Source organism: Mycobacterium sp. E1386 (genome assembly GCF_001672745.1).
GTDB lineage: Bacteria > Actinomycetota > Actinomycetes > Mycobacteriales > Mycobacteriaceae > Mycobacterium.
This window is the reverse complement of sequence record NZ_LZKH01000147.1, coordinates 1-999: the sequence shown is the minus strand read 5'-3', so window position 1 is coordinate 999 and position 999 is coordinate 1. Positions and strand designations below refer to the sequence as shown.

Below are 999 nucleotides of genomic sequence, written 5' to 3'. Positions count from 1 at the left end.
GCGCACCTTCCCGGGTGCCGTCGATCGCCGCAAGCACTTGGTCGACCGCCCCGGCGGTCGCCGAGCCTGCGCCGCCGGCAACCTCGAACTCGTCCTGTTCGACGGTCACACCGTCGGCGTTCTGGCCCTCGATGACCACCAGGCGGACCGTCTCGGGAGCCATCGAGACCCCCAGCACGATGTCCACGTCACGCCTCCACAGTCCGCTGATTTGCTCCGGGGTCCATGAGGACACCGCCGGATAGACCCCGCCCGACCGGGTGACACCAAACCTACCCGCGCGGGGACGGACGCGCTCATGGAGCGCGCTCAGCAGGGACGACGGGCGCGGCTAGTAGCCCGGGCTCAGGAACGGATTCTGGGAGTTCCCCGGGTACTGCGGGTACTGCTGCGGATACTGCGGATATGGCGTGTATTGCGGCGCCTGCGTCTGGGGAGCCTGCGTCTGCGGCACCTGGATCGGAATCGGCACCGGCAGCAGCGGAACGTGGATCCATTCGGTGGTCATGGGCACCGTGGTCGTGGTGGTCGTGGTGGTCGACGGCGGGGGCGGCGCTTCGCTCGTGGTCGGCGGCGGCGGGGGCGTCGTCATGGCCGTCGTGGTGGGCGCCTGAGTCGACGACGAGGCGCTGACCGATCGCGAATTGGCGTGGTCGCAGACGGAATACCCCGGCGACGTGCGGGTGCGGTTCGGCGGCGAAACCTACGACGAAGACGGCCCGTCCGGCTGGTCGATGCGCCTGAACGTGATCGACCCGCCCCCGGACCGGCCCTGGCGCCGCCTTCGGCTGTCGCAGCTGATCATCGGGATGTCCGCCCTGGTCGCCATGACGGCGATCGGTGGCGTGGCCTACACGCTGACCGGCATCGAGAACCGCCAGGCCCCGCCCGCGCCCAGCGTCGCGCCATTGCCGGCGCCCCCGGCCAGCCGGCATTGTTCCCTCAGCTCGCCGAGTTGCCCGACGGCAGCCGTGCTGCCCGGGTCGATACCGCTGCCGC

The 999-nt window shown here is 70.8% G+C and carries 1 protein-coding gene and 2 pseudogenes; 1 reads left to right on the top strand and 2 read right to left on the bottom strand.

What is annotated here, in order from left to right; all coding sequences use genetic code 11:
• Together A5709_RS15550 and A5709_RS27550 are read right to left on the bottom strand one after the other, a co-directional pair.
• Positions 1-187: pseudogene (locus A5709_RS15550) on the bottom strand (hypothetical protein); the annotation flags it as partial.
• 144 nt (positions 188-331) lie between these two features.
• Positions 332-508 (bottom strand): hypothetical protein, encoded by a 177-nt coding sequence (locus tag A5709_RS27550; RefSeq protein ID WP_197501060.1) that lies wholly within the window; start codon positions 506-508, stop codon positions 332-334.
• 106 nt (positions 509-614) lie between these two features.
• Here A5709_RS27550 and A5709_RS15540 point away from each other — a divergent pair.
• Positions 615-999, top strand: a pseudogene (locus A5709_RS15540) (hypothetical protein); the annotation flags it as partial.

Coding starts and splice junctions, on each gene's coding strand:
- A5709_RS27550 (WP_197501060.1), bottom strand. CDS start 508: ATGACCACCGAATGGATCCACGTTCCGCTGCTGCCGGTGCCGATTCCG.